This window comes from Paractinoplanes toevensis, assembly GCF_018332695.1.
In the GTDB taxonomy this organism is placed as follows: Bacteria; Actinomycetota; Actinomycetes; order Mycobacteriales; family Micromonosporaceae; genus Actinoplanes; species Actinoplanes toevensis.
The window spans coordinates 191,308-209,902 of sequence record NZ_BOQN01000059.1; the positions used below are offsets into that span (position 1 = coordinate 191,308).

The 18,595-nt window shown below is 71.0% G+C and carries 20 protein-coding genes and 1 tRNA gene; 15 read left to right on the top strand and 6 right to left on the bottom strand.

Annotation, left to right across the window (positions count from 1 at the left end):
* Positions 1-29: 29 nt before the first annotated feature.
* From Ato02nite_RS23020 to Ato02nite_RS23060, 9 genes are all read left to right on the top strand, one after another.
* Entirely contained in the window at positions 30-737 is a 708-nt protein-coding gene (locus Ato02nite_RS23020) for a DUF4129 domain-containing protein (protein WP_213008656.1), read from the top strand.
* Complete coding sequence (locus tag Ato02nite_RS23025) at positions 734-1,312, top strand: hypothetical protein (protein WP_213008657.1); 579 nt, start codon at positions 734-736, stop codon at positions 1,310-1,312. The genes Ato02nite_RS23020 and Ato02nite_RS23025 overlap by 4 nt, the downstream gene beginning before the upstream one ends.
* Positions 1,309-2,301 carry an AAA family ATPase gene (locus tag Ato02nite_RS23030; protein ID WP_213008658.1) on the top strand — a complete coding sequence of 331 codons (993 nt, stop codon included), beginning with the start codon at positions 1,309-1,311 and terminating at the stop codon, positions 2,299-2,301. The genes Ato02nite_RS23025 and Ato02nite_RS23030 overlap by 4 nt, the downstream gene beginning before the upstream one ends.
* Positions 2,294-3,658, top strand: a complete 1,365-nt coding sequence (locus Ato02nite_RS23035) for a DUF58 domain-containing protein (RefSeq protein ID WP_213008659.1) — start codon at positions 2,294-2,296, stop codon at positions 3,656-3,658. Before Ato02nite_RS23030 ends, Ato02nite_RS23035 begins: the two co-directional genes overlap by 8 nt.
* Positions 3,658-4,221 carry a hypothetical protein gene (locus tag Ato02nite_RS23040; RefSeq protein ID WP_213008660.1) on the top strand — a complete coding sequence of 188 codons (564 nt, stop codon included), beginning with the start codon at positions 3,658-3,660 and terminating at the stop codon, positions 4,219-4,221. Before Ato02nite_RS23035 ends, Ato02nite_RS23040 begins: the two co-directional genes overlap by 1 nt.
* A 98-nt stretch (positions 4,222-4,319) precedes the next feature.
* Positions 4,320-5,675, top strand: coding sequence for an NAD(P)/FAD-dependent oxidoreductase (locus Ato02nite_RS23045; RefSeq protein WP_213008661.1), 1,356 nt, complete (start codon positions 4,320-4,322; stop codon positions 5,673-5,675).
* Between the two features lie 45 nt (positions 5,676-5,720).
* Positions 5,721-5,803 (top strand) — tRNA-Leu (locus Ato02nite_RS23050).
* Positions 5,804-5,926: 123 nt separating this feature from the next.
* A complete protein-coding gene (locus Ato02nite_RS23055; RefSeq protein WP_213008662.1) occupies positions 5,927-6,721 on the top strand; it encodes a Bax inhibitor-1/YccA family protein in 795 nt (264 codons plus the stop codon).
* Between the two features lie 75 nt (positions 6,722-6,796).
* Positions 6,797-7,087, top strand: a complete 291-nt coding sequence (locus tag Ato02nite_RS23060; protein ID WP_213008663.1) for a hypothetical protein — start codon at positions 6,797-6,799, stop codon at positions 7,085-7,087.
* Positions 7,088-7,164: 77 nt separating this feature from the next.
* Here Ato02nite_RS23060 and Ato02nite_RS23065 read toward each other — a convergent pair whose 3' ends face one another.
* The 3 genes from Ato02nite_RS23065 to Ato02nite_RS23075 all read right to left on the bottom strand — a co-directional run bounded on the left by Ato02nite_RS23065 (position 7,165) and on the right by Ato02nite_RS23075 (position 10,357).
* Entirely contained in the window at positions 7,165-8,409 is a 1,245-nt protein-coding gene (locus Ato02nite_RS23065; RefSeq protein WP_213008664.1) for an acetyl-CoA C-acetyltransferase, read from the bottom strand.
* A 67-nt stretch (positions 8,410-8,476) separates the two neighbouring features.
* The gene (locus Ato02nite_RS23070) at positions 8,477-9,265 is read right to left on the bottom strand and encodes an SGNH/GDSL hydrolase family protein (RefSeq protein ID WP_213008665.1); all 789 of its coding nucleotides are present in this window, start codon (positions 9,263-9,265) and stop codon (positions 8,477-8,479) included.
* Between the two features lie 27 nt (positions 9,266-9,292).
* Positions 9,293-10,357: an SGNH/GDSL hydrolase family protein gene (locus tag Ato02nite_RS23075; protein WP_213008666.1), complete on the bottom strand. Its 1,065-nt coding sequence runs from the start codon at positions 10,355-10,357 to the stop codon at positions 9,293-9,295.
* Between the two features lie 106 nt (positions 10,358-10,463).
* Between Ato02nite_RS23075 and Ato02nite_RS23080 the strand changes: the two genes are divergently transcribed.
* Together Ato02nite_RS23080 and Ato02nite_RS23085 are read left to right on the top strand one after the other, a co-directional pair.
* The gene (locus Ato02nite_RS23080; RefSeq protein WP_213008667.1) at positions 10,464-10,808 is read left to right on the top strand and encodes a YkvA family protein; all 345 of its coding nucleotides are present in this window, start codon (positions 10,464-10,466) and stop codon (positions 10,806-10,808) included.
* Positions 10,809-10,811: 3 nt separating this feature from the next.
* Positions 10,812-12,173 carry a cystathionine beta-synthase gene (locus Ato02nite_RS23085; protein ID WP_213008668.1) on the top strand — a complete coding sequence of 454 codons (1,362 nt, stop codon included), beginning with the start codon at positions 10,812-10,814 and terminating at the stop codon, positions 12,171-12,173.
* A 163-nt stretch (positions 12,174-12,336) separates the two neighbouring features.
* On the opposite strand, the gene Ato02nite_RS23090 is transcribed toward Ato02nite_RS23085, so the two are convergent.
* Positions 12,337-13,224, bottom strand: a complete 888-nt coding sequence (locus Ato02nite_RS23090) for a S1C family serine protease (protein WP_246607317.1) — start codon at positions 13,222-13,224, stop codon at positions 12,337-12,339.
* 222 nt (positions 13,225-13,446) lie between these two features.
* On the opposite strand from Ato02nite_RS23090, the gene Ato02nite_RS23095 reads away from it, so the two are divergent.
* Together Ato02nite_RS23095 and Ato02nite_RS23100 are read left to right on the top strand one after the other, a co-directional pair.
* Positions 13,447-13,749 carry a hypothetical protein gene (locus Ato02nite_RS23095; RefSeq protein ID WP_213008670.1) on the top strand — a complete coding sequence of 101 codons (303 nt, stop codon included), beginning with the start codon at positions 13,447-13,449 and terminating at the stop codon, positions 13,747-13,749.
* A gap of 324 nt (positions 13,750-14,073) precedes the next feature.
* Entirely contained in the window at positions 14,074-16,269 is a 2,196-nt protein-coding gene (locus tag Ato02nite_RS23100) for a tetratricopeptide repeat protein (protein WP_213008671.1), read from the top strand.
* A 36-nt stretch (positions 16,270-16,305) separates the two neighbouring features.
* Here the strand turns inward: Ato02nite_RS23100 and Ato02nite_RS23105 are convergent, their stop codons facing one another.
* A complete protein-coding gene (locus Ato02nite_RS23105) occupies positions 16,306-16,881 on the bottom strand; it encodes a GNAT family N-acetyltransferase (RefSeq protein WP_213008672.1) in 576 nt (191 codons plus the stop codon).
* A 93-nt stretch (positions 16,882-16,974) separates the two neighbouring features.
* On the opposite strand from Ato02nite_RS23105, the gene Ato02nite_RS23110 reads away from it, so the two are divergent.
* The gene (locus Ato02nite_RS23110; RefSeq protein ID WP_213008673.1) at positions 16,975-17,259 is read left to right on the top strand and encodes a type II toxin-antitoxin system Phd/YefM family antitoxin; all 285 of its coding nucleotides are present in this window, start codon (positions 16,975-16,977) and stop codon (positions 17,257-17,259) included.
* On the top strand, positions 17,256-17,549 hold the full coding sequence (locus Ato02nite_RS52565; RefSeq protein ID WP_281419775.1) for a type II toxin-antitoxin system RelE family toxin: 294 nt from the start codon (positions 17,256-17,258) through the stop codon (positions 17,547-17,549). Before Ato02nite_RS23110 ends, Ato02nite_RS52565 begins: the two co-directional genes overlap by 4 nt.
* Position 17,550: 1 nt before the next feature.
* On the opposite strand, the gene Ato02nite_RS23120 is transcribed toward Ato02nite_RS52565, so the two are convergent.
* Positions 17,551-18,447, bottom strand: a complete 897-nt coding sequence (locus Ato02nite_RS23120) for a ribonuclease Z (protein ID WP_213008674.1) — start codon at positions 18,445-18,447, stop codon at positions 17,551-17,553.
* Positions 18,448-18,595: the final 148 nt, after the last annotated feature.

The window sequence follows — 18,595 nt, forward strand, 5'->3', positions numbered from 1 at the left end:
ACCCGAACCACGAAACTGAGCCCGCGCTGATGGATCTCGCTGCTGTGCGACGTTGGTGGCCGATGGCCGCCGTCCTCGTGCTGCTCTTCGTCACGGCGCTCGCCGCCACCCGGTCGGCGCCGCAGCTCGATCAGATCCAGCCCGACGCGACGCCGACGCCCCCGCCGCTGCTGCCGACCACTGAGCCCAGCTTCTCGAAGGCGCCGCAACCGCCGCCCGAAGCGGCCCAGGGCCTGCCGGAGTGGCTGGGCACCGCGGCGCTGGTGCTGTTCGGCATCGTGCTGGCGATCGTCCTCGTGGTGGTGGTCTGGGCGGTGCTGCGCGATGCGGCCAAGCGCCGGGCGCGCAAGGGAAAACGGCAGATCAAAAACGGCCAGGACGGTTCGCGTACGGCGGAGGAGCTGGTCGCCGCGCTGGACGCCGGCCTGGAGGAGCTGTCCGACACCGACCGTGACCCGCGCCGCGCCGTGATCGCCTGCTGGGTCCGCCTGGAGCAGGCCGCGGCGGCGGCGGGCACCCCACGGCACCCGGGGGACAGCCCGACCGACCTGGTCGGCCGGTTGCTGCGCGAGCAGCACGTCGACGCTCAGGTGCTGGCCGCGCTGCTCGAGGTCTACCGGGAGGCGCGTTACGCCACGCACACCGTCGACAATCGGATGCGCCAGCAGGCGATCAGCGCCCTCGAGCGGCTGCGGGCCGACCTGGGCGCGACCGCCGACGCGGGGGTGCAGGCATGAGCGACGGCGGGCTCGACCAACTGTTCAGCTTCCGCGACGAACCGGTCGAGGAGGTCACCGAGGCGGCCCCCAAGCAGAAATCGCGCGCCTGGTGGGTGGTTCGCAACGTCTTGCTGATCGCCGGGGCCACGGTGGTGACCATCGCCGCGATGCGAGCCGGTGGACTGCACATCTCCGTACTCCTGGTGGTGGCCTTCTTCATCGGTTTGCGCGCCGTGCTCTACGCGGTGTCCGAGGTGGCGCCGCCGGCGCTGCCGAAGCGGCGCGGGGGAGCGGGCCGGAACGACGACGGCCGGGCCCTGGATTCGCTGCGGGCCGCGGTGCGCCGCTGGGAGCGAAACCTGGACCGGGCGCACACCGATCCCGATCTGTATACGAGTAACGTCCTGCCGGTGATTGCCGAGCTCGCCGATGAGCGTCTGCGGCTGCGGCACGGGATCACTCGGACGTCCGATCCGCGCCGCGCCCGCGAGTTGCTCGGCGACCCACTTTGGGCGGCTTTGCACGATCGCGGGCGCCGCACGGCGAAGTCCCGTGAACTGGAGACCTACGTGGATGCGTTGGAGAGACTGTGACGGAAAATGCCCTTCCCCCGTACGAGGTGGGCAGGTTGGCCGGTGCCGTCCTGGACTCGGTCGGCAGCGTCCTGGTGGGCAAGCGGGAATCCCTCGAGCTCGTCCTGGCCGGCATCCTGGCCGGCGGGCACGTGCTGCTGGAGGATTTGCCGGGTCTCGGCAAGACGCTGACCGCCCGCTGTTTCGCGCAGTCGCTCGGGCTCGACTTCCGCCGCCTGCAGTTCACCCCCGACCTGCTGCCGGCCGACGTCACCGGCTCCTTCCTCTATGACCAGCGCAAGGGTGACTTCGCGTTCCGGGCCGGCCCGGTCTTCACCAACATGCTGCTCGCCGACGAGATCAACCGGACGCCGCCGAAGACCCAGGCCGCGCTGCTCGAGGCGATGCAGGAGAAGCAGGTCTCGGTCGAGGGTGTCACCTACCGGCTCGACCCGCCGTTCCACGTGCTCGCCACGGCCAACCCGATCGAATACGAGGGCACCTACCCGCTGCCCGAGGCCCAGCTCGACCGCTTCCTGATCCGGGTGTCGTTCGGTTACCCGACGGCCGAGGAGGAGTGGGAGGTGTTGCAGCGCCGCATGTCCCGCCGCCAGGAGGAATCGTTCCTGCAGCCGGTGGTCAACTCCCAGGTGCTGCAGGCCATGCAGGCCGCCCTGGAGAGCGTGACGGTGGAGGACTCGATCGGCCGCTACATCGTGGCGCTTACCGCCGCCACCCGCGAGCACGCGTCGGTGCTGGTCGGCTCGTCCCCCCGTGGCTCGCTGGCGCTGCTGCTGCTGGCCCGCGCGCGGGCCGCGATGGCCGGTCGCGACTTCGTGGTCCCCGAGGACGTGAAAGACGTGGCCATCCCCGCGCTCGCCCACCGGATCACGCTGCGGCCGGAGATGTGGCTGCGCCGCGTCGACCCGTCGTTCGTGGTGCAGGAGGTGCTGACCAACGTGCCGGCGCCGGCCAGCGGCGCGCTGCCCACCTACGCGCGGCATGACTGACCGGCCGCTGCTGCGCTACGCGGTGCCGCAGGCGCCGCCCGAGCCGGAAGCGGTGGCCGGACCGGCCTGGGTGCCGACCCGGGCGCTCGGCCGGTCGGTGCTGCTCACCGGCCTGCTCCTGCTGCTCGGCGTGGCGCTGGGCCGGGTCGATCTGGTGCTGCTGGCGGCGCCGTTCGCGATCGGTGCGGCGGCCGGCCTGCGCCGGATGCCGCGGTCCGCGCCCGAGCTGACCATCTCGGCGGGGGAGGACCACATCGTCGAGGGCGGTCAGGTGGAGGCCGCGGTGACCGTGACCAACCCCGACGTCATCACCTACGACCTGGTCGTGGTCCGTACCCGTACGTCGCCTTGGTTGAAGCTGGAGCACGCCGACCGGCCGTTCGCGATCCGCGTTCCGCCGGACGGCTGGCACGCGGTGGACCTGCCCGGCGACGCCAACCGGTGGGGCCGGCAGGACGTCGGCCCGGCGGCGGCGCGCGTCGCCGCCTGCGGCGGCCTGCTGGCCTGCCGGCCGGTGGTGGTCCCGGCGCGCGGGGTGCGGGTCTACCCGGTCACCGATCCGTTCAACGCGACCGAGGCCATGCCGGCCGCCGCCGGCCTGGTCGGAAACCATCGGTCGCGGCGGCCGGGCGAGGGCGGCGAGCTTGCGGGCGTACGGCCGTTCGCGCCGGGTGACCGTCTGCGGCGCATCGACTGGCGGGTTTCCCTGCGCACCCGGGATCTGCACGTCGCCTCCACGCTGTCCGACCGGGACGCCGAGGTGCTGTTGCTGCTCGACGTGCTCGGCGAGGTGGGCCGCTCGGGCGGTGTCGGCGGGGACGCGTCGGTGCTGGACACCACGGTCCGGGCCGCGGCCGCGATCGCCGAGCACTACCTGCATCGGGGTGACCGGGTGTCGCTGCTGGAGTACGGCGCCACGGCTCGTCGGTTGCGCCCGGCCACCGGCCGCCGGCAATACCTCACGGTCCTGGAGTGGCTGCTCGACGTGCGACCCGACCCGGTGGAGTCGGAGAGCGACACCTACGCGAACGTCTTCGGCGTGCACCGCGTCTCCTCGGACGCCCTGGTGATGGTGCTGACCCCGCTCGTCGACCCGCGCTCGGCGGACATGCTCGCCCAGCTCACCCAGTCCGGCCGATACGTGGTGGCGGTCGACACGCTGCCGCCCGGTGCCGCCCCCGCCAACCGCGGTCAGTGGACGCCGCTGGCCACCCGGCTGTGGCGGATCGAGCGGGAAAACGTGCTGGGCCGGCTGCGCGAGCACGGCGTGCCGGTGGTGGCCTGGGCCGGGGCCGGCAGCCTCGACCTGGTGCTGCGGGACGTGGCCCGGCTCGCCTCGGCACCCCGGGGGCGCTGATGGCCCGCTCCTTCTCCGCGGCGGTCACCGCCGCCCGTGCGGTCACCGCCCGGGCCACCGCCGCACCGTTCCTGGTGCGCTGCGGGGTGGGCCTGGCCGGCCTGCTCGCGATGATGGTGGCCTGGCCGGTCTCGCTGCTCGGGACGCAATATTTCGTCCCGCTCACGCTGCTCGCCATCTATCCGGCGGTGGCGCCGCGCGGCCGGGGTGCCACCCTCGCGGCGTTGGCCGTGGTCGGCGGCTGGCTGGTGGACACCGCCGGTTACGGCGCCGAGGTCGAGTTGTGGCGGGTCCTCTCCATCGCCACGCTGCTCTACCTTGGACACAGCCTGACGGCGCTGGCTGCGGTTCTGCCGTACGACGCGGTGGTGAACATCGACGTGGTGGCCGGCTGGATGCTGCGCGCCACCATCGTCGTACTGGTCTCGGCCGTACTCACCGTGTTCACGCTGGGACTGTCCGCCGATCTCGCTGGTGGCGCGTTCCTGGTGGCGACGCTGGTCGGCGTCGCGGGTGCGGTCGGTGCCACCGTCCTGATTGCACGGCTCTTGCAGAGAGCGTGAAATCTTCTGGAAATATGTGCTTCATGGCACTTGACAAACGGGGTTGTCATACGTCACAGAACGAGGCATGACGGCCCGGTGCGCGCGACAATATCCAGGTGAATCCGCAGCGCATCGTCGTCGTAGGTGCAGGTCATGTCGGGCTTTACGCCGCCCTGCGCCTGTCCAGGAAGCTCAACCGGCGCCGGGCCGAGGTGGTCGTCATCGACCCGCAGCCGCACATGACGTACCAGCCGTTCCTCCCCGAGGCAGCGGCCGGCAACATCAGCCCGCGGCACTCGGTGGTCCCGCTCCGGCGTGAGCTTAAGAAGTGCCGCATCGTGTCCGGTGAGGTCACGAAGATCGAGCACGCGCGCAAGACGGTCACCATCCAGCCGATCGACGGCCCGTCCACCGAGATGGAGTACGACCACATCATCGTGGCGCCCGGCTCGGTCTCGCGGACCCTGCCGATCCCCGGTCTCCGGGAGCAGGGCATCGGGTTCAAGACCATCGGTGAGGCCATCTACCTGCGCAACCACATCATGGACCGGCTCGACGTCGCGGCGGTCACCCCCGACCCGGCGGTGCGCAAGGCATCGCTCACCTTCGTCTTCGTCGGTGGCGGCTTCGCCGGCATCGAGGCGCTCGCGGAGATGGAGGACGTCGTCCGCGACGCGCTGCAGTACTACCCCGACCTCGACCAGAAGGAGGTCCGGTTCGTCCTCGTCGAGGCGACCAATCGGATCCTGCCCGAGGTCGGCGCGAAGATGGGCGCGTACGCCGCCCGCGAGCTGTCCAAGCGCGGCATCGACCTGCGCCTGGACGTCCGGCTGGAGTCCTGCGTCGACGGCGAGATCGTGCTCAGTGACGGCGACCGCTTCCAGGCCGAGACCCTGGTCTGGACGGCCGGCGTGAAGCCCTCGCCGATGCTGGACCGCACCGACCTGCCGCGCGGCCCCCGTGGCCACGTCACCTGCCTGCCCACCCTGCAGGTCGTCGACGGCGACGAGGTGCTGGAGGGCGCCTGGTCGGCCGGCGACTGTGCCCAGGTCCCCGACCTGACCAACCCGGGTGCCTGGTGCTCGCCGAGCGCCCAGCACGCGGTCCGGCAGGCGAAGGTGCTGGCCGACAACATCCGTACGGTGGTCCTCGGCGGCCTGCCGAAGGAGTACCGGCACAAGTACGTCGGCAGCGTCGCCGGCCTCGGCCTGTACAAGGGCGTGGCGCACGTCTACGGCATCAAGGTCAAGGGCCTGCCCGCGTGGTTCATGCACCGCACGTACCACATGAGCCGTATCCCATCGTTCAACCGGAAAGTCCGAGTTGTCGCGGACTGGACGCTCGCCTTCTTCCTGCAGCGCGAGACGGTCGCCCTCGGCCAGCTGCACACGCCGCGCGAGGAGTTCACCCACGTGACCCCGACGGTCAAGCTCCCCGACGAGCGCGAAAAGGTCGGCGCGGGAGCCCGCTAGGCTGATTCCACTGCCCGGGCGGCACCCGATACGGTGTGACTGCCCGCCCGGGTGGTGGAATGGCAGACACGGCCGCCTTAAAAGCGGCTGCCTTACGAGGCGTGCGGGTTCGAGACCCGCCCCGGGCACCGCGCTCACTGTTTAGACAGACTTCGTATTTTCAGGCTACGCACAGCTTCTGGCACCCTCATCGGGTGCTTATGGCCTTTACCCTGGAAAGACCGCAGTTGACCTCAGGGAGGCTGGACACAGTGAAATCTTCGAACCCGGTTCTGAGCCGCCTCGGCCAGGCGGCCGAACGCGAGCGGACGGCCGGGTACGGATACGGCGAGCCGTACCCCACCGGCCCGGGCTACGCAGCCGCTCCGCCGGTCGCGCAGCCGATGACGATCGACGACGTGGTCGTCAAGACCGTCATCCTCCTGGGCATCACCGGCATCTCGGCCATCGCCGCGTGGAACCTGATCCCCAACAGCGTGGTCGGTGTCGCCTGGTTCGGTGCCGCCATCGTCGGCCTGATCCTCGGCCTGATCATCTCGTTCTCCCGGGTGGCCAACCCGGCGCTCGTGGTGACCTACGCGGTGGTCGAGGGCGCCTTCGTCGGCCTCGTCAGCGAGGCCTTCGAGAACTTCTACAACGGCATCGTCCTGCAGGCCGTGGTCGCCACGTTCGGCGTCTTCTTCCTGATGGCGCTGCTCTACAAGTCGCGGGTGATCCGGGCGACGCCGAAGTTCACCAAGGGCCTGATCGCCGTCATGGGCGGTCTGTTCATGATCATGATCCTCAACCTGGTGCTCTCGCTGTTCGGCGTGCACACCGGCATCCGTGAGGGCGGTGCCATCGGCATCATCTTCAGCATCGTCTGCATCGTGGTCGCGTCGCTGAGCTTCATCCTCGACTTCGACCAGATCGAGCAGGGTGTCCGGATGGGCCTGCCCCAGCGTTACTCCTGGACCTGCGCGTTCGGCATCCTGGTCGGCCTCATCTGGCTCTACCTGGAGATCCTGCGCCTGCTCAGCTACCTGCAGGGCAGCAGCAGAGACTGACGCTCCAGAAAATCGGCGCCCGGATCGTCCTCCCACGGTCCGGGCGCCGATTCGCGTCCGGGCTACGCTCGCGGCGTGACCGATTTCGCCGCCTCCGTCGATCGCCTGCACAACCAGGTGCGGCACTGGGAACAGCCGCGCTGGCGCGGCCAGAAGGCCGAGCAGGTGTACGCGTTGGTTCAGCTCCTCGCCGACCTGGACGCCGATGCGGAGGGTCAGCCGCGCCGCCCGGTCCCGCGTGAGCACGACATGATCCTCCCGGACCAGCTCCGCGTCGTCGCCGACGATCTGCTCGCCGCCGGCCCGGCCGAGTCGGTGCTGGCCGAAGCGGCCGCGGCGGTCGATGCGGTCCGCAGCGCCTTGTAGTGGGCGGCGGGCGGAAATGAAAACCGCCGAGCCCGGCCGCTCGTGGCAGACCGGACCCGGCGGACAACCGGGGGTTTCTAGCTCAGGCGCTCGATGATCAGCGCCATGCCCTGACCGCCACCGACGCACATCGTCTCGAGGCCGATGCTCTTGTCATGCCAGTCGAGCGAGTTCAGCAGGGTGCCGGTGATGCGGGCGCCGGTCATGCCGAACGGGTGGCCGACCGCGATCGCGCCGCCGTTCACGTTCAGCTTGTCGATCGGGATGCCCAGGTCCTGGTACGACGGGATGACCTGAGCCGCGAACGCCTCGTTGATCTCGACCAGGTCGACGTCGTCGATGGTCATGCCGGCCCGCTTGAGCGCCTGCTTCGACGCCTCCACCGGGCCGAGGCCCATGATCTCGGGGGAGAGCGCGGTCACGCCGGTCGAGACGATCCGGGCCAGCGGGGTGATGCCCAGCTCGCGGGCCTTCGTGTCGCTCATGATGACCACCGCGGCGGCGCCGTCGTTGAGCGGGCAGCAGTTGCCGGCGGTGACCCGGCCGTCGGGGCGGAACACCGGCTTGAGACCGGACACGCCCTCGATGTTGACGCCGGGGCGGGGACCGTCGTCCTTCGACACGACCGTGCCGTCCGGCAGCGTCACGGGAGTGATCTCCCGCTCCCAGAAGCCGTCGGCGATCGCCTTCTCCGCGAGGTTCTGGCTGCGTACGCCGAACTCGTCCATCTCCTCGCGGGAGATGCCCTTGATCTGGGCCAGGTTTTCGGCGGTCTGGCCCATCGCGATGTAGATGTCCGGCACCTGGCCGTCCTCACGCGGGTCGTGCCAGGTCTTGCCGCCCTCGGCGTAGCCGGCCGTGCGGGCCTTGGCATCGGCGAAGTACGGGTTCTCCCAGCCGCCGCCGACCAGCGCGGCCGCCGCCGACGGGAGGCCGTCGGAGCTGCCCCGGGCGAAGCGGGACACGGTCTCGACGCCGGCCGAGAGGAAGATGTCGCCCTCGCCCGCCTTGATCGCGTGGAACGCCATCCGGGTGGTCTGGAGCGACGACGAGCAGTAACGGGTGATGGTGGCGCCGGGCAGGCTGTCGAGGCCGAGCTTGGTGGCGACCACACGGGCCATGTTGAAGCCCTGCTCGCCACCGGGCAGCCCGCAGCCGAGGTAGAGATCCTCGATGAGGGCGCGGTCGAGCTGGGGCACCTTGTTCAGCGCGGCGTCGACGATCGTGGCGGTCAGGTCGTCGGGACGCAGGTCCTTCAGCGATCCCTTGTGAGCGCGGCCGATCGGGGAGCGAGCGGTGGCGACGATGACGGCTTCGGGCATGAACCCACGTTAACCGGTGAGTAACAACCTCTGCGAGTGCAACTTTGTCACACGCCGGCCATCTTTTTCAGATGTGGCTCAGTGCTGCTTTTGCTACGGCCGGATACAAAGCGTGCGCCCACACCCGGTAGCCGTCGGCGGACGGGTGGAAACCGTCGTAGCAGAACGTGCCCGCGTCGGCCCGGAAGACCGCGCCGGTCTCCTCGGCCAGGTCGACCACCGCGCCACCGGCTGCCACCACCGCCTTGGCCTGCGCTTTCGCCATCCGGCGGCCGAGCACGCCGGCCACCTGGCGCAGCGGCGGCGCGATCGCCCGCAGCGCGCCGAGGTCGGGGCAGGTGCCCACGACCACCCGCACGCCCGCGTCGCGCAGCCGCCGCACGGCCTGACCGAGCAGTTCGGCCGACTCCTCGGGGCTGCGCAGGCTGGTCGCGTCGTGCGCGCCGATCAGCACCACGGCCACATCGGGTCGCTCACCGAGCAGGGCCCGCGCCACCTGGGTGGCCAGGTCGGCCGACCGGGAACCGGCCACGCCCACGCTGGAGAGCAGCACGTGCCGCTCGCCGGTGTCGGTGCCGCCCTCGGCCAGCAGCCGGGCCAGCTGGCCGCCCACGGTCTCGGACAGCCACTCCACGCCGACCCCGATCGCGGCCGAGTCGCCCAGCAGCACCAGCCGCACCGAGGGCGCGGACAGCTTGCCCATCGAGGTGCGCAGGGCCAGGCCCATGGTGGGTTTCGCGTAGCGCCGGGCCTTGGCGGCGAGCACCTCACCGGCCAGCAGAGCGACCCCGCTCACCGCCCCGGCGAGCAGACTGGTGGCCGCCGCCCTGCCGATTCGTGCGTTCAGCCCCGCCATCTCTCGCCTCCCTGCGTTACTGCGACGTTATTGATCCGCTGGGGTCCAGCCTACGGCGCCCGCCGCCGGACGGCCGCTCGGAACGGATGCCTTATGTCCGAACCAGGTGCGAGGTTCACCGAACCAGGGGTGCTTACGCAGCACCGCCCAGCGCCCGGCCGGGCCGCGTTCGCGCCCGCCGACCTGGATGGCGCTGACCTCGGTGCCGGCCGTGTGGACCGCCTCCTGCGCGGCCTCCTCCAGGCTCCGCACGCCCTCGCCCGCGGCCAGCGCCGGGCGGTCGTCCTCGCCGAGCATGGCCAGCAGGGTCGGCAGCATCACCGACGCGGCCCGCGCGTAGCCGTCGGCGGACGGGTGGAAGTGGTCCGAGCTGAACATCCGCGCCGGATCGGCCTCGAACACCGGGCCGAGCAGGTCGACCAGCGACACCGTACGGCCGCCCGCCTCGACCACGGCGACCGTCTGTGCGGCGGCCAGGTCGCGGCTCCACTTTCGCGCGAGCCAGCGCAGCGGCGGCTTGATCGGCTGGATCGCGCCGATGTCGGGGCAGGTGCCGACGACGACCTTGCAGCCGGCCGCGCGCAGCCGGCGCACCGAGTCGCCCAGGTAGCGCACGGCCATGACCCGGGCCGACGCGTGGGTGACATCGTTGCCACCGATCAGGATCACCGCGACGTCCGGCGCGTACTCCAGCGCGGCGTCCACCTGGTAGGGCAGGCCCGACGACATGGCTCCGACGACGGCCACCCGGTAGAGCTTCACCGGCCGGTGCAGGCGGCGGGACACGCTGGTGGCCAGCAGGGCGCCGGGTGTCTCGCGGGGACGGTGCACGCCGTACCCCGCGGCTGAGGAATCGCCGAGCACGACCATCGTGATGGGCTTGCCGCCGAATTTCGCGCCGTAGACGCCGTCCCCGCGCGGCGGGGGCGCCTCGGCCATCGGGATGATCCGGCGTGCGTCGGCCGCCTGCCGAAGCAGGAGCCCGGCCGAGAGGGCGGTCAGACCGGCCAGCGTGCCGGTCACTCCGCCGACGATCTGGCCTGCCAATTTGATCCGGCGCCAGTCCTCCGCGGTGATTTCGATGCCGCTCATGGGTATCCCCCTCCCAGATCCGGCTTGGAATTCGAGGCTAACGCGTTCTGGCGAGAGGCAATCATGGCGGGCCCACGTCATGCTGGAGTTACCGAGAGGGGAACCGATGGCTAAGACGTTGAAGCGGACCGCGGCTTTCACCGCGCTGGCCCGGCAGCTGATGCGGGGCGCACGCGGCGGACCGTCGCTGAGCAAACGCATCGCGGCCGTGCCCCGCATGCTCAAGGCGACCGCGACAGGCCAGTACGACGGGGGAATGCGGGTGGCCCTGATGGCTGCCGCGACGGCCTACGTGGTGTCGCCGATCGACCTCATTCCGGAGGCGTTTTTGCTGGTCGTGGGCCTTGCCGACGACGCCGTCATGATCACCTGGCTGGCCGGCACGGTGCTCGCCGAGACCGAGCGCTTCCTGGAGTGGGAGAAGCAGCGGGACCGCGTCGTCGTAATCTAGGGCGTGCGTTACTACGACAACGTCGTCGAGATCATCGGTGACACACCCCTGGTCAAGCTGAACCATGTCACCGAGGGCATTTCCGCCACGGTGCTGGCGAAGGTCGAGTACTTCAATCCTGGCGGATCGGTCAAGGACCGGATCGCCTTACGGATGGTGCAGGATGCCGAGAAGGCCGGCCTGCTTCGCCCGGGGGGCACCATAGTCGAGCCGACCAGCGGAAACACCGGTGTCGGCCTCGCCCTCGTCGCGCAGCAGCGCGGCTACAGATGCATCTTCGTCTGCCCTGACAAGGTCAGCGAGGACAAGCGCAACGTCCTCAAGGCGTACGGCGCCGACGTCGTCGTGTGCCCGACCGCGGTCGCTCCCGAGGACCCGCGGTCCTACTACAACGTCTCCGACAAGTTGGCGCGCGAGGTTCCCGGCGCCTGGAAGCCGGATCAGTACTCGAACATGGCCAACCCCCGGTCGCACTACGAGGAGACCGGCCCCGAGCTGTGGAAGCAGACGGCCGGCCGGATCACCCACTTCGTGGCCGGCGTCGGCACCGGCGGCACGATCAGCGGCGTCGGCCGTTACCTCAAGGAACAGGGCTTGGTCCGGGTGATCGGCGCCGACCCGGAGGGCTCGGTCTACTCCGGCGGCACCGGCCGGCCCTACCTGGTGGAGGGCGTCGGCGAGGACTTCTGGCCGGCCGCCTACGACCGGGACATCACCGACGAGGTCATCGAGGTCTCCGACTCCGACTCGTTCGAGATGACCCGCCGGCTGGCCCGCGAGGAGGGCCTGCTGGTCGGTGGCTCGTGCGGGATGGCCGTGGTGGCCGCGCTCGACGTGGCCCGCCGGGCCGGCCCGGACGACGTGGTCGTGGTTCTCCTGCCGGACGGCGGCCGGGGCTACCTTTCCAAGATCTTCAACGACGACTGGATGGCCCGGTACGGCTTCCTGCGCACCGGCGACGGCGACGCGCCCACCGTCGCCGACGCGCTGGCCGGCAAGGACGGCCGCACCCCGCCGCTGATCCACGTGCACCCGACCGAGACGGTGCGCGACGCGATCGACTACATGCGGGAGTACGGCGTGAGCCAGCTCCCGGTGCTCAAGGCCGAGCCGCCGGTGGTCACCGGCGAGGTGGCCGGGTCGATAGCGGAGAAGGCGCTGCTGGACGCGCTGTTCACCGGACAGGCCCACCTGCACGACACGATCGAACGGCACATGGAGGAAGCGCTGCCGATGATCGGTGGCGGGCAGCCGGTGAGCGAGGCGGTCGCCCTCCTGGAGAAGGCGGACGCCGCCATGGTCCTGATCGACGGCAAGCCGGCCGGCGTGCTGACGAGGCAGGACCTGCTCACGCATCTCAGCTAGCTGGCTCCGCTTCGCTCCGCGGGCGATCGCCCCTTTGAGGCTGATGAGGAGGAAGCCGATTTTCCGGCACCGCAAACCCCGCGGCGACGAAAAATTGACTTCCTCCTCATCAGCGGGGCGATCGCGGGCAGTTACGCGATACCGGGCGCCCGGAAAATAGCGACTAACCGAGTTCGGCGGGCACCGTGATGACGTCCACCAGGGCGTTCTTGCGGAGCAGGGTGATCGGGAGGTTGGCGCCGATCGCCGGGCTGAGCATGAGCCGCTGCAGGGCCTGAACGGTCTGCAGCGGCTGGCCGCCCGCCGAGATCAGCACGTCGCCCAGGTAGATCCCGGCCGAACCGGCCGGGCTGCCGGGAACGACCTCGACGACCCGCAGCCCGAGCTTCTGTCCCAGGCGGGTGGCCAGGGGCGGGGGCAGCGGGCTCGGCATGCCGGCCACGCCCAGCCAGGCCCGCCGGACCCGGCCGGTGGCGACCAGCTCGCCGATGATCGTGCGGGTGGTGGAGTTGATCGGTACGGCCAGGCCCAGGCCGTACCCGGCGACCGCGGTGTTGATGCCGACCACCGTGCCGGTCGAATCGGCCAGCGCGCCGCCCGAGTTGCCGGGGTTCAGCGCGGCATCGGTCTGGATGACGCTGTCGATGATGCGGACCCGGCGGCCGTCGCGGGCCGGCAGGGACCGGCCCAGGCCGGAGACCACCCCGGCGGTCACCGATCCGGCGAGACCCATCGGGTTGCCGACCGCCACCACCAGCTGGCCGATCTTCAGGAGATCGGCGTCGCCGAGCGGCGCGGCCGGTGCGCCCGGGTTGTGCACCCGGACCACGGCGAGGTCGGAGAGCGGGTCCGCGCCGACCACGTCGAATCGAGTCTCGGTGCCGTCGGCGAAATCGGCGGTGCCGCCGGTCGCGCCCGCGACCACATGGGCGTTGGTGAGCAGGAATCCGTCGTCGGTGAAGGTGACGGCCGAGCCGGCGCCGGCCCCGCGGGCGCTGCGCACCGAAAGCGCGGCGACCGAGGGGAGCAGGCTCGTGGCGACACCGGTCACGACGCGGCTGTAGGCATCGAGTGCCCCAGGTTCGACACCCGTGTGTTCGGTATCCATGACGGCGTCAACAAAGCGCTGGTCAAGGTCCATGCCGCGGCGGCGTCCGCCCACGGCGAACAGACCCTCATCACTCATCGCACCCGTTGTCCGACCCTGGGTGAGCCTCCTGCGGTTGTATCTGACGTACCGGAGGTTGCAACACATCCCGACGGAGTGTGACGGATGGTCATCGCCGACCAGTCAGTGCCGCCCGACATCGTGGATCGCCTTCTCTGGCGAGACGCCCAGCAGATGCTGGGACGGCACGCGGAGGCGGATCACGAAGGTAACTGCGTCTGGTGCGGATGGCGGTGGCCGTGCGCTCCGCGCCGCCTGGCCGAACGCGCCGACGCGGCGTCCCGCCGCCCGTGGCGGGAGGCATGGACCCTGCGGCACGACCTGAACAGCATCCGGGCCATGCCCGGCTTCGGGGACAACATGGACAGAGGTGCCCGCTACCACAACCGCGGTGATCTCCACTACTGACAACTCCATCGCACCACGCTTCGACGTCGCCGACAGCTTGACCTCCCCCGGCAGGCCCCGGCTCTCCAGCCCGTCGACGTCTCCCGGCGGTGATGCCGCTGCGCCCCGCCAGCGCCGCGGCATCCCGCAACAGGACCCGCCCTACAACTGGTCAGGACCGGCACGCCTCCGCTGGTCCAGCGCCTCCGGCCAGGCGCGACCCCCGGTTTTGGGCGGGGCGGTTGGCGGGAGCGCGTGACCACAGGTTCCCCCGCAATAACTCGGTCGCGCGCTCCCGCCCACCTATAAAGTGGAAGCGGTCCATAGTGGAGGTGCGGCGACCACATGTCCGTTCCTGCGCAGTTGCCGCCCGACATCACCGAGTTCACCGGGCGCACCGCCGAGTTGTCCCGGCTCGCCGCCGACCCGGCCGGTGTCACGGTCGTCTTCGGCCCGCCCGGCACCGGCAAGAGCGCCCTCGCCGTGCACTGGGCCCGCCGGGCCGCACCGCACTACCCCGACGGATGCCTCCACCTCGACCTGCGTGGTTTCGACAGCTCCGCCCCGCGCGAGCCGTCCGACGGCCTGCGCCTGCTGCTCGCCGGGCTCGGCGTCGAAGCCGGCGCGATGCCCGCCGACCTGGACGGCCGGCTCGGGCTCTACCACCGGCTGACCGCGTCGCTGCGGCTGTTGCTGGTGCTCGACAACGCCCGCGACGACGAGCAGGTGCGCCCGCTGCTCCCGGCCGGCGCGGCCACCCGCACGGTGGTGACCAGCCGCAGCCGGCTCACCGGCCTGGTCGCCGCGGTCGGGGCCCGGCCGCTTCCGGTCGAGGCGCTGCCGATGGCCGACGCCACCGAGCTGTTCCGCCGCCGCCTCGGCCCCGAGGAGACCGACCCGTCCGCGGAAGCCGAGATCATCCGGGCCTGCGGCGGGCTGCCGCTCGCGCTGACCCTGGCCGCCGCCCGCATCCGCACCGCCGGTTACCCGCTCGCCGCGCTGGCCGCCCTCGCCGCCGAACTGCGCCGCCCGGCCGGCCGGCTCGACGCGCTCGACGACCTGCGGGCCGTCTTCTCGTGGTCGTACCACGGGCTCACCCCACCCGCCGCCCGCCTGTTCCGGCTCCTCGGGCTGGCCGCCGGGCCGGACATCGCGCTCGCCGCCGCCTCCGCGCTGAACGGGCAGCCGCCTGCCGAAACCCGCCGCACGCTGCGCGAGCTCATCGAGTCGGGCCTGCTCGCCGAGCCGATGCCGGGGCGGTACGCGGCGCACGACCTGATCCGCACGTACGCCGGTGAGCTGGCCCGCGAGCTCGAGCCGGCGGTCGGCCGCCGAGCTGCCCTCACCCGGCTGCTCGACCACTACACGCACACCGCCTACCAGGCCGACCTGGTGCTCAACCCGACCCGGGCACCCATCCCGATGACCCTGTCCGCACCCGCCGACGACGCCCGGCCCCGCCCGCTGATCGACATGAAGGACGCCATCGACTGGCTGCGCGGGGAACGGGAAACGCTGCTCGCCTCGGTCCGGCAGGCCCGCGACGAGGGCCTCGACACCCAGGCGTGGCAGCTGAGCTGGGCGCTCGACTCGTTTCTGCACGAGGAACGGCGATGGGACGACGAAGGCGCGGCCTGGGCGGTGGCCCTGGACGCGGCGGCCACCCTCGCCGACGGGCCGGCCCTGGCGTACGCGTATTCCTTCCTGGCCGTCGCCGACGGTCGCCGGCAGCGCTTCGACGGCGCGCAGGAAAATCTGCGCCGCGCCCTCGCCCTCGTGGAGGGCGCCGGCGACGTGGCCGGCGTCGCGGAGTGCCGGTTCATCCTGTCCTACCTGTGGTGGTTGCAGGGCGATCAGGAACGGGCGCTGGCCGAGGCCGGGACGGCGCTGGAACTGTTCGGCACGCTCGACGACCCGATCTGGGAGGGCAAGGCGGCGCTGGCGGTGGGTTGGTACCACGCGCAGCGCGGCGAACCGCGGACGGCGCTGACCCACTTCGGCCGGGCGCTCGCCCTGCAGCAGCGGTCCGGCGACTGGGAAAACGAGGCCATCACCCGGGACGCCCTCGGCCTGCTGCACCTCTTCACCGGCGAACAGGATCACGCCGCCCGGCACTTCGAGGAGGGCCTACGGCTGGCCCGCAAGATCGACAACCCGGTGCTGGAGGCGCAGATCCTCGCCCACCTCGGCGACCAGCACGAAGCGCTGCACGACCCCGACAGTGCCGGCGAGCGCCGCCGTCAGGCGTACGAAATCCTCGCCGACCTCGGCCACCCACAGGCCGCCGACCTGCGCAGAAAGCTCGCCCCCGCCAGTTCCCCGGACCGGCCCGGCGGGGCCGGCATCCGCGGCCACCGGCTGCGCCGCGGCATGTCGCAGGAAGATCTGGCCGATCGCACCGGCCTGAGCGTGCGCACCATCCGCTACCTGGAATCCGGCCGGGCCGGCCGGCCCCGCCCCGAGACCATGCGGCTGCTGGCCGACGCCTTCGGCCTCGAAGGCGGCGAGCGGGAACAGTTCCACCTGGCCATGTCCGGCTGAATTGCCGGTTGCTTGCCGGTGCGCTGCCTGGTCGGGCTACTCGGCGATCACCGACGATGAAGGAACATCTCGGGGGAGCGCCCGGCCGGTCGAAGGACCGTCCGGGCGCGGGAGATCCAGTCCGTAGCGCAACTGCGGCACCGGCTCCCCACCGATCGCCTCCACCCGCGTCGTGCCGTCCGGCCGCCAGCCGCCCCGGTCGTAGAAGCGCCGGGCCCGCTCGTTCCCCTCGAGCACCCAGAGCACGGCCCGCCCGTCACCGATCTCCGCGAGCGAGCCGAGCGCGTCGACCATGAGCAGCTTCCCGACCCCACGGCCGACCAGCCCGGGGTCGACGTGGATGGCGTAGAGCTCAGCGGCCCCGTCCAGCTCACTGGGCCCGACATAGGTGAAGCCGACGAGGCGCCCGTCGCTCTCCGCGACGGTCAGCCGATGCGTGCCCCGCTCCCACTTCCAGCGCTCACTCCACCAGGCCCCGAGCGCCGCACCGGAGAGCGTGGCGAGCGCCTCGGCCGAGAGGATGTGCGCATAGGAGTCGGCCCGCGACCGAAAATGCAGATCCCCAACCCCAAGAAGATCAACATCTTCCCCGGTACGCAGGACAACAGTCATCACCCCACGCTAACCGCTTGCCTCACCTCGACCGGCATCGGGAGCCCAAAAGTTTGTACAGGCTTCGCGCCAGCGATCGCCTAGACTTCGAGCATGACTATCGTGCCGTTCACTGATGCCCGTAACCGCCTCTCGGAGCTCATCGACGACGTGGTCAGGACGCACGAGCGAGTGGAGATCACGAGGCACGGTCACCCTGCTGCAGTGCTCATCTCGGCCGACGACCTTGCGGCGCTGGAGGAGACTCTGGACGTTCTGTCCAGCCCCGAGGCCATGCGACAACTCGCCGAGTCCCGGGCGGCCGTTGAAGCCGGTGACGTCCTGGACAGCGACGAACTCGCGGCATTGATGGCGAAGCGGTCAAGGGGAGCCCGGTGAGCGACGACCGCGAGTCAGCCCGCTCCCGACTTCGAGTGGCGGGGCCTGCGGCGCGCGCTCTGGCCGGCCGTCTCCCGGAGAAGGTCGCCGCGGCCGTGTACGAGTTCATCACCACCACGCTCCTGGAGAATCCGCAGCGCGTCGGCAAACGACTGCTGTTGCCGCCATTCGAAGGCACCTGGTCGGCCAGACGGGGCACGTACCGGGTCCTCTACGAGATCGACAAGGACGATCTCGTCGTGACCGTGACGGCAATCGAGCATCGTGCGGACGCCTACCGGTCGCGCTGAATCAGCGGCGGGGTGGGAGCGGGACTCGCATGAGGTCTTCGGCCAGGACTATGTCGCCGTTGAAGTGCGGGCCGGCCTCGGCCAGGAAGCGGGACGGGTCGGGGTATCGCTGGGAGAAGTGGGTCAGGACCAGGGTTCGGACGTTCGACTTGCGGGCCACCGTGGCCGCCTGGGCCGCGGTCAGGTGGCCTACCTGGGCGGCCAGCTCGGCGTCCTCCTCGAGGAACGTCGACTCGATGACCAGCAGGTCGGCGTTTTCTGCCAGGGCGTAGACGTTGTCGCACAGGCCCGTGTCCATGATGAAGGCGAACGTCTGGCCGGGGCGGGCCGTGCTCACCTGTTCCAGGGTCACGTCGCCCAGGCGGCCCAGGCGCTGCAGCTCGCCCACGGCGGGGCCGGCGATGCCGTGTTCGGCCAGGAGGGCCGGGACCATGCGGCGGGTGTCGGGTTCGGTGAGGCGGTAGCCGTACGTCGGGAGGGAATGCCATAGCGGACGGGCCGTCAGGCGCCCCGCCGGGGTCTCCGTCTCGAAGATCGCGCCGTCGGCCGGTGCCGCGACTATGTCGGCGTTGTCCCAGTAGCTGGTGGCGTGCCGCAGGCGGTCGTAGAACTCCTGGCCGGCCGCGGGGTAGTGGACCGTCACCGGGTGCGGGACCTTGTCCAGCGAGATGCGCTGCAGGATGCCGGGCAGGCCCAGGCTGTGGTCGCCGTGGAAGTGGGTGATGCAGATCCGCCGCAGCGGGGTCACGGCCAGGCCGGCCAGCAGCATCTGGCGCTGGGTGCCCTCGCCGGGATCGAACAGGATCACCTCGTCGTCCCAGCGCAGGACGTAACCGTTGTGGTTGCGGTGACGGGTGGGAACCTGGCTTGCCGTTCCCAGCACGACCAGCTCGCGCATCTGCACGCTCCGACGGAGGCATAGGTCGACCCCCAGGGGCTTCCACGCACGCGAAGCGAGTCGTGGTCCGGTCGGACAAGGCCGGATCCCTGGGGGTCGGATGGCTGCCTAGTTTTCGCCGGACCGCTGCCACACGGTCTCGACGCTT

What these genes read in the sequence shown, in the direction of transcription:
- Ato02nite_RS23020 (WP_213008656.1), top strand. Translation starts at nt 30, where the DNA reads ATGGATCTCGCTGCTGTGCGACGTTGGTGGCCGATGGCCGCCGTCCTC.
- Ato02nite_RS23025 (WP_213008657.1), top strand. Translation starts at nt 734, where the DNA reads ATGAGCGACGGCGGGCTCGACCAACTGTTCAGCTTCCGCGACGAACCG.
- Ato02nite_RS23035 (WP_213008659.1), top strand. Translation starts at nt 2,294, where the DNA reads ATGACTGACCGGCCGCTGCTGCGCTACGCGGTGCCGCAGGCGCCGCCC.
- Ato02nite_RS23040 (WP_213008660.1), top strand. Translation starts at nt 3,658, where the DNA reads ATGGCCCGCTCCTTCTCCGCGGCGGTCACCGCCGCCCGTGCGGTCACC.
- Ato02nite_RS23065 (WP_213008664.1), bottom strand. Translation starts at nt 8,409, where the DNA reads ATGCCCGAAGCCGTCATCGTCGCCACCGCTCGCTCCCCGATCGGCCGC.
- Ato02nite_RS23070 (WP_213008665.1), bottom strand. Translation starts at nt 9,265, where the DNA reads ATGGCGGGGCTGAACGCACGAATCGGCAGGGCGGCGGCCACCAGTCTG.
- Ato02nite_RS23075 (WP_213008666.1), bottom strand. Translation starts at nt 10,357, where the DNA reads ATGAGCGGCATCGAAATCACCGCGGAGGACTGGCGCCGGATCAAATTG.
- Ato02nite_RS23080 (WP_213008667.1), top strand. Translation starts at nt 10,464, where the DNA reads ATGGCTAAGACGTTGAAGCGGACCGCGGCTTTCACCGCGCTGGCCCGG.
- Ato02nite_RS23095 (WP_213008670.1), top strand. Translation starts at nt 13,447, where the DNA reads ATGGTCATCGCCGACCAGTCAGTGCCGCCCGACATCGTGGATCGCCTT.
- Ato02nite_RS23100 (WP_213008671.1), top strand. Translation starts at nt 14,074, where the DNA reads ATGTCCGTTCCTGCGCAGTTGCCGCCCGACATCACCGAGTTCACCGGG.
- Ato02nite_RS23105 (WP_213008672.1), bottom strand. Translation starts at nt 16,881, where the DNA reads ATGACTGTTGTCCTGCGTACCGGGGAAGATGTTGATCTTCTTGGGGTT.
- Ato02nite_RS23110 (WP_213008673.1), top strand. Translation starts at nt 16,975, where the DNA reads ATGACTATCGTGCCGTTCACTGATGCCCGTAACCGCCTCTCGGAGCTC.
- Ato02nite_RS23120 (WP_213008674.1), bottom strand. Translation starts at nt 18,447, where the DNA reads ATGCGCGAGCTGGTCGTGCTGGGAACGGCAAGCCAGGTTCCCACCCGT.